Genomic DNA, 10,139 nt, shown 5'->3' on the forward strand with positions numbered 1-10,139 from the left:
AATGATTCTATGGAGTGATGGAAAGAAGAAAATGGTACCGCTTTTCTCCCTCACCTGACTCGGCCGAGCGGGTAAAACAAAAAACAGCAGAGAAATCCAGGACTTAACGTCTATCGCGGCAGCGGCCGTAGACCATGCAGACACCGAACTCATTGGGCATAGGGGATGAAAAGGCACCGGGTTTCTTTGTGGCGGAAAGTAGCTTCGTTTGAGGCTGCTTTTTGTTTTTATGAAGGAACACTACGGCACGTGTCGAACTGTCATTTCGAGCTCAGCCGGTCAGCCGCCAATAGGAAAGTCCTTCTGAATTTTTCATTTTCCCTTGAGGGAAAGTGCCACGAAGTGGCAAAAGGGTGTACGAGGGTAAGAATGATACTGATACTCCATTGCTGATCTACGCTCGGCCAACTTCGGCTGACTTGGAGGTCCTATGCAGGATCTCCACAGAGTCGAGAAATCTCCTACCGCCATGCTCCCTCGTTCCATAGGCCTCACAGCATAGAACGTAACGCAGGCTCCTTCCCCAGGTGGCAATTCTGCATAGGGATTGCCAAGTCGGGAAAAGTTGGCCCCTAGCCTGCCCATAAAAGGGCTTTCCTTATATTTGTCTGACCGTCAGCAACTGGGCTGAGCCCTGAGGATAGGTCCGAGAAAATTTTTAAAATTTTTTTCTTCCAGGGGGTCTAAAAATGAAACCTTTTGCGATATTAGTAATAGAGGAATGAAAAGACCTCATGAGATGATGAATCCGATTTCCAAACTACCATCTTCCACATCCGCGGTAGAGAAGAGGGCAGGGGAATGAAGAAGCACCAGGAATTCCATCTTTTCAATCCTCCCTTCTTCTAAAATCGGCCGATGATAGACAGAAGAAAATGCAGCAACAAAAAAACAGAAGACAGAAAAGCAATAAGGAAGAGCGCTCGCAGGACTTTCCTCTCTCTGACGACATGTTCCGAGCAGCACCCACGTAAGTGGGAAGGCCAAGGCGCGGACGCCTGATTCATTGGTTGAACTTACTTGGAGACTCCCCTGACAGGCTTTTCTGTTTTTTGCGTGGGAAAAGGGCAGTGATTTCTGAATCGAATTCGGAAATTACTGCCCTTTTTCTTCTAATATGGTACTATATAGATTAAGAATACCTATTTGACCACAGCTCGTTTTCATCATTCCCAATGACACGCAGGTGAAACCATGGATAAGAAAAGTCTTAGCGAAGAGGATATCAAGAACTGGTTTATCACGCCGGCCATCGAAGCAGGTTGGGATAAACAGCATATCCGCATGGAAAAGACCATTACCGACGGCAGAGTGAATATCAGGGGAAATTTGGCGGTGCGGGAGAAGCCGAAGCGGGCAGACTATGTGCTCTACAAGGACGGGGTATATCCGCTGGCCATTGTGGAGGCCAAGGACAATCAGCGCTCCCTTTCCTTTGGCCTGCAGCAGGCCAAGGAATACTGCCTTATGATGGATGTGAAATTTGCTTACAGTTCCAATGGCGATGGATTTGAGGAGTATGATTTCTTTACCGGCGTAGAAAGGACGCTCACTTTGGATGCCTTTCCGTCGGAGAAGGAACTGATGGAGCGGTATGTGCGGGAATCGTCCATGACGGAGGATGAGCTGAAAGCGCTGACACAGCCCTATTATGTGTCTGCCAATACCTATGCACCCCGCTATTATCAGCAGGTGGCGGTGGACCGCACCATGGATGCCATTGCCAGAGGACAGAAGAGAATCCTTCTTGTCATGGCCACGGGCACCGGCAAGACCTACACCGCTTTCCAAACGGTGTGGCGCCTTAGAAAAAGCGGTCTGGTGAAGAAAGTGCTCTATCTGGCGGACCGGAATATATTGGTGGACCAGTCTATCCAGCAGGATTTTGCCCCTTTGGAAAAGGTGATTCACAAGGTGAACTTTGCCAAAGATGAGCGGGGGACTTTGACTTCCTATGAAATCTATTTCGCCCTGTACCAGCAGATGGTAGGAAATGATGAGACAGAGCATTTTCGCGAGCTCTTCGACCCCGATTTCTTTGATTTAGTCATTGTGGACGAATGTCATCGTGGTTCTGCCAAGGAAGAAAGCCGGTGGCGGCGGGTGCTGGCCTATTTTGACAAGGCAGTGCAGATAGGCATGACTGCTACGCCCAAGGAAACGGCCTATGTTTCCAGCACCGACTACTTCGGGGAACCGGTGTATATCTACAGCCTGAAGCAGGGCATAGAAGACGGTTTCCTGGCGCCCTTCCGGGTCATTAATGTACATACCAATATAGGCGATGGCTGGCGGCCTGCGAAAGGACAGCTGGATGCCTTTGGAAATCCGGTGGAAGACCGCATTTACAACAATCTGGACTACGATAGAAATATAGTTATTGAAGACAGGACCAGAGAAGTGGCAAGGCAGATTACGGACTATCTGGAAGCCACGGGCCCCTACCAGAAAACCATCGTTTTCTGTGAAACCGAAGCGGCGGCGGAACGGATGCGGGCGGCCCTGGCCAAGGCCAATCCCCTCCGTATGAGGGAAAATCCGGACTATGTGGTGCGGATAACCGGCAGTGACGACTACGGCAAGAAAAAGCTGCAGTACTTCATTTCCGTGAGCTCCCGGTATCCCGTCATAGCTACCACCTCGGAGCTTCTCTCCACCGGCGTGGACTGCAAGATGGTGAAACTCATCGCATTGGACAGAAATATTGCCTCCATGCCCCTTTTCAAGCAGATTGTGGGGCGGGGCACCAGGCTCCGCACGGAGGATGGAAAGTACAGCTTCGTCATCATGGATTTCAGGGATGTGACGCGCCTCTTTGCAGACCCCGACTGGGATGGTCCGGTGGAGCAGGACCCCCATTTCGGCAGAAAAGGGAAACCGGGCATAGGGGAAAAGAAAGCGCCCTATGGCGGTGAGGGGAATGACGACGATGATGACGATAAACCGAAAAGCCTTCCTGTCATCCGCCCTGACGGCTGCCGGGTGTATGTGCTGAATCGCACCATTTCCATCTATGACAGCGACGGAAAACTGCTGAGACAGGAAGATATCATCGACTATACGAAAGAAAACGTGCAGGGCACCTTCGGCAGCCTGTCCACCTTCATCAGCACATGGAACAGGGAAGATAAGAAAAAGGTGATTGCCGATATCCTGGCCAAGCAGGGCATCGACCTGGACAAGCTGAAAAAGAGCCAGCACATGGAAGACGTGGACGACTTCGATTTCATCTGCCACATTGCCTACGGGCAGAAACCGCTCACAAGAAGAGAGCGGGCGGAGCAGGTAAAGAAGAAAGACATTTTCCACCGCTACGGCGGCGCCGCCAGGGAAGTGCTGGATATCCTGCTGGATAAATACATGAATCTGGGCATCAAGGAAATCGAAAAGCCGGAAATCCTGAAAATGAAGGAATTCCGGAAATACGGCACCCCTGCCGGTATAGCCCGCCTCTTCGGCGGCAGGAACGGCTTCTTTGAAGCCATTCGCGAACTGAAAAAAGAACTCTATGAAAAGGATGTTGGATAAATGGCAGCAAACCTGAACGGTCTGGTGAAAAGGCTGAGAGATATTATGCGTATGGACAGCGGTATCAATGGTGATGCCCAGCGCATTGAACAGATAGCATGGATTCTTTTCCTGAAAGTCTATGCAGCCAAGGAAGAGGACTGGGAAATGGACGAAGGCTATGAATCCGTCATTCCCGCACCCTACCGCTGGGAAAACTGGGCCGTAGACGACGGAAAGGGAACAGCCCGGACCGGCGAAGACCTGCTGGACTTTGTGAATGGTATGTTCCGGGTGCTGAAGGACCTGCCGGTGACACCGGATATGCCCCAGAAGAAAACCATTGTGAAAACGGTCTTTGAAGACGCCAACCAGTACATGAAAGACGGCGTGCTTCTTAGGCAGGTGGTGAATACCATCGATGCCATCGACCTCTCCAGCTATGACAATATCCATGCCCTGGGAGACATTTACGAAACCATTCTGAAGGACCTCCAGTCCGCCGGTTCTGCGGGGGAATTCTATACCCCAAGGGCAGTGACCGACTTCATGGCGGAAATGATTCACCCAAAGCTGGGAGAACGGATGGCGGACTTTGCCTGCGGCACCGGCGGATTTTTGACCAGCTGGCTTAAAGGGCTGGCGCCCCAGATACAGACGCCGGAAGACCAGAAAACATACAATGACTCCATTTACGGCGTGGAAAAGAAACCATTCCCTTACCAGCTCTGCATTACCAATATGCTGCTCCACGACATTGACGAACCCCACATCACCTACGGCAACAGCCTCATGAAGGACGTGCTGGACTACACGGACAGGGACAGATTCGACGTGATTCTCATGAATCCGCCTTACGGCGGCAATGAAAAAGCGGACGTGCAGAAACACTTTCCGGCGGATCTGGCGGACAGCGAGACTGCAGACCTTTTCATGTCCGTCATGATGTACCGTTTGAAAGAAGGGGGACGGGCCGCCGTCATCCAGCCCGACGGCTTCCTCTTCGGCACGGATAATACGAAGGCCAACATTAAGAGAAAACTGATGAAGGAATTCAACCTGCACACCATCATCCGTCTGCCGGCGAGCGTCTTTGCGCCCTATACAAGCATTACCACCAACATCCTCTTCTTCGACCACACCGGCCCCACGAAGAAAACATGGATTTACCGTCTCGATATGCCGGAAGGATACAAGCACTTCTCCAAAACAAAGCCCATGCAGCGCTCCCACTTTGCCCCTGTCATCTCCTGGTGGGACCACAGGGAAGAAATCACGGAAGAGGGCTGGCCCAAGGCAAAATGCTTCAGTGCCGAAGAAATCGAAACGAATGGGTATAACCTGGACCTCTGCGGCTTTCCCCATGAGGAAGAAGAAATCCTCCCGCCCCATGAACTCATGGCCGCCTACCAGCAGAAAAGAAAAGACCTGAATGAGAAAATCGACACCATACTGGCGGACATAGAAAAAGAAATGGGGGAACCCTGATGACCGGAAAAGAACTGTGGGGCAGCATCCTCCAGAAAGCCATGGAAGGGAAACTGGTACCCCAGAGAAAAGAAGAGGGAACGGCGGCGGAGCTTCTCAAAGAAATCCGGAAAGAAAGAGCAAAATTGGTAAAAGAAGGGAAACTGAAAAAAGCAAAGCCCCTTCCGGCGGTGAGGGAAGAAGAAAAGCCCTTTGACATTCCGGACAGCTGGGAATGGGTGAGGCTGAGGGATATTGGGATAATTATTGGTGGCGGTACGCCTAAAACGGGAAATTTGGAATATTGGGACGGAGATATTCCATGGATAACACCGGCAGATATGAAAAATATTAAAGGGAAGTATGCCAGTCATGGGAATCGCAATATTACAAAACTTGGCTTGGAAAAATCATCGGCACGTTTACTTCCGAAGGGGACAGTACTGTTTTCCAGTCGTGCACCGATTGGATATATAGCTATAGCGGCTAATCCTATTTGTACAAATCAGGGTTTTAAATCGGTCGTTCTCTTGAATAAAAATATTGCTGATTATTTGTATTATTGCCTTCAGTCCTTTACAAAAGATATAGAAAATAGGGCATCGGGGACAACGTTTAAAGAAATCTCAGGGGCAGAATTCGGAAAAACAATAATTCCGCTTCCGCCTCTTTCTGAACAGCATCGCATTGTGGACAAGCTGGAAAACCTGAAACCTTTGGTGGATGCCTACGGCCAGGCGGCGGAGGAGCTGGACGAACTGAACCGGAAATTCCCGGGGGACCTGAAAAAGAGTCTCCTCCAGCAGGCCATGGAAGGGAAACTGGTGTCCCAGAAAAAAGAAGAAGGAACGGCGGCGGAGCTCCTCAAGGAAATCCGGAAAGAAAAGGCAAAGCTGGTGAAAGAAGGAAAGCTGAAAAAAACAAAGCCCCTTCTGGCGGTGAGGGAAGAAGAAAAGCCCTTTGACATTCCGGACAGCTGGGAATGGGTGAGGCTGGGGGAGGTTTGTAATGTTGCACGAGGGGGGTCTCCACGTCCAATAAAGTCCTTTTTAACAGAAAATATTGAAGGAATAAATTGGATAAAAATTGGTGATACTGATAAGACCGGAAAGTATATAAATAGCACCGCTCAGAAAATTATAAAAGAAGGAGTAGTTAAAAGTCGATTTGTTCACAAAGGTGATCTTTTGCTTACGAACTCCATGAGCTTTGGACATCCTTATATTTTAAATATTAACGGGTGCATACATGATGGTTGGTTAGTACTTTTCGATTATGAATCTACTTATTATCGAGATTTTTTATATTATTTGCTTTGTACGCCGTTTATTCGATTTCAATTTGTAGTTAAGGCTGCAGGAGCAGTAGTTAAAAATTTAAATTCTGATAAGGTTAGTCAGACGATAGTCCCCCTTCCCCCTCTAGCCGAACAGCACCGCATTGTGGAAAAGCTGGAATCCCTGCTGGTTCTCTGTGACAAGCTGTAGCCAAAGGAATGATTGGAAAGAGACAGATGTCCTCTCTTCCGTACTATGTATGCAGAGAAGCATAGAGCCTGAGAACGGTCGCACGTCCTGCCTGCGCGTATCCATGGAATGCAGGATGGCCGGTAAAGGGAATGCTTCTCCTCAGCCGGCTGAACATCATAGAAAAACTTCCTCCACTTCCGAAGGGGCCTCGGTACCCCTCTTCGGGAGGGGCAGGGAGTTTTTTGCGTGGGGGAGGAGTAACGCCGGGCACCTTCCCGCCGACTGGTATTTACTACCTGCCTTCCAAAGGAAGGGGCTCAGGCACTTCGTCATGCAGCACTGGTGACACAAGAGGTAAGAACGTAATGTTAGGCTCCTTCCTCTGGAAGGAGCTGCCCGATAGGGCTGAGGATAGGACTTTGCGTAGCAAAGGCGCCGCCGTAAGGCGGATTTTCACGAATGCCTCATATTAGGCCCCTGCGGGGCCTCGGCCTTTCTGCGAAAGGCCGCTATCCTCCGTTGCCTGACGGCGCCCCCCTTCCAGAGGAAGGGGGCTAACGCACTCCGTTATGCAGCACTGGAGACACAAGCGCAAATTTCGTAACGCTGACTATATACTCATCGCCGCAGGCGATACCACAACCCTCACAGCCGCAGGCTGTGTCAAACCTAAGAACCTTTGGGCCGAGAGGCCCATCAAACCTCGGCCCATAAGGGCCGTTAACCCGCAAAAAAGACCGCGTCCGCGGTCTTTTTCTGCTTCAGCATATTACATTTTTCTGTTTCCCGTCCACATAGCTGACCACGTTGTCTGCCACGATGGCGGCTCTCCTTTTCATGGCTTCTTCCGTATCAAATCCCACGTGAGGGGTAAGAACGGTATTGGGAGCGGTAAGGAGGGGATAGTCGTCCGGGAGAGGCGGCTCCATGTCGAATACGTCGATGCCGGCGCCGGCGATTTTCCCTTCCTTCAGGGCCTGTGCCAGGGCTTTGTTATCTACGACGCCGCCTCTGGCGGTGTTAATGAGGATGGCGTCTTTTTTCATGAGGGAGAGTTTTTCTCTGTCCATGAAGTGTTTCGTTTCAGCGGTAAGGGGAAGGTGGATGGTGATGATGTCGCTGGTCTTAAGAAGCGTATCCAGGTCGGTATAGGTGATGTCGTCATGGTTATGGGAGCGGTTATAGCCCAAGACTCTGGCGCCGAAGGCTTTTGCCAGCTGGGCGGTGCGGTACCCGATGGCGCCGGTGCCGATGATGCCTACGGTGCGGTCTTTGATTTCGATACCCCGAAGGCCGGCTCCTGTTTTTCCGTGATGGGCGGCAGCGGCTCCTTCCGCTAGTTTCCGGTAGAGGGAAAGGATCATGCCTATGGCCAGTTCGGCTACGGATTGGGTGGAGTAGCCGGCGCAGTTGGAGATGGCGATGTTTTTTTCACGGCAGGTTTCGATGTCCACGTGGTCTACGCCGGTGAAGGCGATGCAGAGGTATTTGAGGGAGGATGCTTTTTCCAGTGCTTCTTTTTTCAAAGGGTAGTTGGCAATGACCGCCAGGTCTGCTTTGGAAATCCGATTTCCTAAATCTTCCTGGTTTTCGGGGAGTTTGTCCCAGAGGGTAAGGTGGTATCCCTGACCGGTGAGGGGGGCAAAGAGGTTTTGGAGCGTTTCTTCCGGAACGCCCAGGGGCTGGGCGATAACGATTTCTTTCATTCTGTTCTCCTTTCATAGGCGGTGAATCTGATATAATAAGAAAAGCTTTCTCTATTATACCTTAAGGAGCATGGTTATGAAATATCGTCTGCTTTTGCTGTCGGCGGCCCTTATCTGGGGTTTTGCCTTTGTGGCCCAGGTGGTGGGCATGGATACGGTGGGGCCTTTTACGTTTAACGGTGTCCGTTTCGTCATCGGGTCCCTGGCGCTGCTTCCATTTCTCTATTTCCACAAAGAGGAAAAAAGTCCGGTTTCCACGTCCATTCCCCTGTGGGCGGCTTTTCTTATGGTGGGCATTCCTCTCTTTCTGGGGGCTACGCTGCAGCAGGTGGGGCTGCAGTACACCACAGCCTCCAAGGCCAGTTTCCTCACCGCCAATTACCTTCTCATGGTGCCCATAGCCGGCCTTTTCCTGGGGCAGCCGCTGCTTCGGAATCATCTCATCGGCGCCATTCTTGCCATGACGGGGGTCTATTTCATTTCCATTACGGAGGATCTGACCATCAGCTACGGTGACGGGCTTATGCTGATCTGTGCCATGGCCTTCACCCTGCAGATTCATATGCTGAACTACCTGACTCAGCGGTTTTCGCCGGTGCTTCTGTCGGCGGGGCAGTTCATGGTGACGGGGCTTCTGAACCTTCTTCTGGCTTTTCTTTTTGAAACGCCCACCCTGGCGGGCCTTCAGGGGGCGGCATGGCCCATTCTCTACACGGGCATCCTCTCCACCAGCGTGGCTTACACCCTGCAGGCGGTGGGGCAGAAGTACATGCCTCCTACGGAAGCGTCCATGATCCTCAGTATGGAAATGGTATTCGGCGGGATTTCCGGCATTCTTTTCCTGAATGAATCCTTTACCCTCCGGCAGACCATCGGCGTCATTGCCATGACTGCAGGTGTCTTTCTTTCCCAGATTCCCAGTCCCGTGCTTCTTGCGGGATTTCATAGAAAAAACAGGCAGTCCTGATGAAAGGAGTTTCTTATGTCGATTCGATTGATTGCCATCGACCTGGATGGCACACTGCTTCATGATGATATGACCATTTCCGACTATTCCAGAAATGTTATCCGAAAGGCCCAATCCAGGGGCTATGAAATCGTGGTGGCCACAGGCCGCATGTGGGACTCCGCCCGGAAAAAGGCGGAAACCCTTAAGCTGGGCAACGTGCCTCTCATCTGCTACACAGGAGCCTGGATCATGATGAGTGAAACAGGAGAGCCGGTCCGGCAGGACGGTCTTTCTCCGGACCTGGCTTCGGAAATCCTTCTGGAATCCAAAAGAAGGGGATGGAATGCCACCTCCTTCATGGATGATATGATTTACATGGACAAGCCTAACGGCACGGAAGAAAAATACCAGAAATACCGCTCCAAGAAGCCGGTGTACATAGGGGAAAAATTCTACCACCCTGATCAACTTGTAACCCGCATCGTCTTTGCAGACCCCTCTCTGGAAAAAAGACTGGCCATCCGGCAGGCGGTGGAAGAAAAATTCAAAGACCAGGTGGATGTGGTCTTCCCGGGGGATGACTTCGTGGATGTCCACAAAAAGGGCATCAATAAAGCGGTAGCAGTCCGCTTCCTCTGTGATAAAAAAGGTATCACGCCGGAAGAAGTCATGGCCTTTGGAAATACGGAAAACGACGTGCCCCTCCTTCAAATGGCCGGCCGTTCCTATGCCGTCAGCAACGCCGACGAAGTGGCTAAAAAAGCAGCTCGGGCCATCTGCCCTTCCAACGAAGAAGATGGCGTGGCAAAGACCATAGAAGAAAAACTGCTGTAGGGAGATGGGGGTCGGAATCGGGGCCTGCGGCCACTGTCGGCTTCCGGCTTTCGGCCTTGGTAGGCGCCCTTTGGAAATGAAGGGACGCCATTATGATAAAACCAAACAACCGCTCTGGCGGGCGATGGAAAAGCGCCCCCCTTTGGTGGCTGGCGCCACCACCTTTCCCCCGCTAAGTTCGGTCGGGCGGCCCAAAGGAAAGCGCCT

Annotated in this window: 6 protein-coding genes; 5 read left to right on the top strand and 1 reads right to left on the bottom strand. The window is 51.3% G+C overall.

Annotated features, from left to right (window positions below):
• Nucleotides 1-1,194: 1,194 nt before the first annotated feature.
• The 3 genes from hsdR to Q0482_RS02835 are packed head-to-tail and all read left to right on the top strand — an operon-like array spanning nucleotide 1,195 to nucleotide 6,461.
• On the top strand, nucleotides 1,195-3,528 hold the full coding sequence (hsdR, locus tag Q0482_RS02825; RefSeq protein ID WP_299143116.1) for an EcoAI/FtnUII family type I restriction enzme subunit R: 2,334 nt from the start codon (nucleotides 1,195-1,197) through the stop codon (nucleotides 3,526-3,528).
• Nucleotides 3,529-4,995, top strand: coding sequence for a class I SAM-dependent DNA methyltransferase (locus tag Q0482_RS02830; RefSeq protein ID WP_299143119.1), 1,467 nt, complete (start codon nucleotides 3,529-3,531; stop codon nucleotides 4,993-4,995).
• Entirely contained in the window at nucleotides 4,995-6,461 is a 1,467-nt protein-coding gene (locus tag Q0482_RS02835; protein ID WP_299143122.1) for a restriction endonuclease subunit S, read from the top strand. The genes Q0482_RS02830 and Q0482_RS02835 overlap by 1 nt, the downstream gene beginning before the upstream one ends.
• A 743-nt stretch (nucleotides 6,462-7,204) precedes the next feature.
• Here Q0482_RS02835 and Q0482_RS02840 read toward each other — a convergent pair.
• A complete protein-coding gene (locus Q0482_RS02840) occupies nucleotides 7,205-8,149 on the bottom strand; it encodes an NAD(P)-dependent oxidoreductase (RefSeq protein ID WP_299143125.1) in 945 nt (314 codons plus the stop codon).
• A 76-nt stretch (nucleotides 8,150-8,225) separates the two neighbouring features.
• Here Q0482_RS02840 and Q0482_RS02845 point away from each other — a divergent pair, with 76 nt between their 5' ends.
• Together Q0482_RS02845 and Q0482_RS02850 are read left to right on the top strand one after the other, a co-directional pair.
• Complete coding sequence (locus Q0482_RS02845) at nucleotides 8,226-9,116, top strand: DMT family transporter (RefSeq protein ID WP_299143128.1); 891 nt, start codon at nucleotides 8,226-8,228, stop codon at nucleotides 9,114-9,116.
• 15 nt (nucleotides 9,117-9,131) lie between these two features.
• On the top strand, nucleotides 9,132-9,932 hold the full coding sequence (locus tag Q0482_RS02850) for an HAD family hydrolase (protein ID WP_299143131.1): 801 nt from the start codon (nucleotides 9,132-9,134) through the stop codon (nucleotides 9,930-9,932).
• Nucleotides 9,933-10,139: the final 207 nt, after the last annotated feature.

This window comes from uncultured Dialister sp., assembly GCF_937959425.1.
In the GTDB taxonomy this organism is placed as follows: domain Bacteria; phylum Bacillota; class Negativicutes; order Veillonellales; family Dialisteraceae; genus Dialister.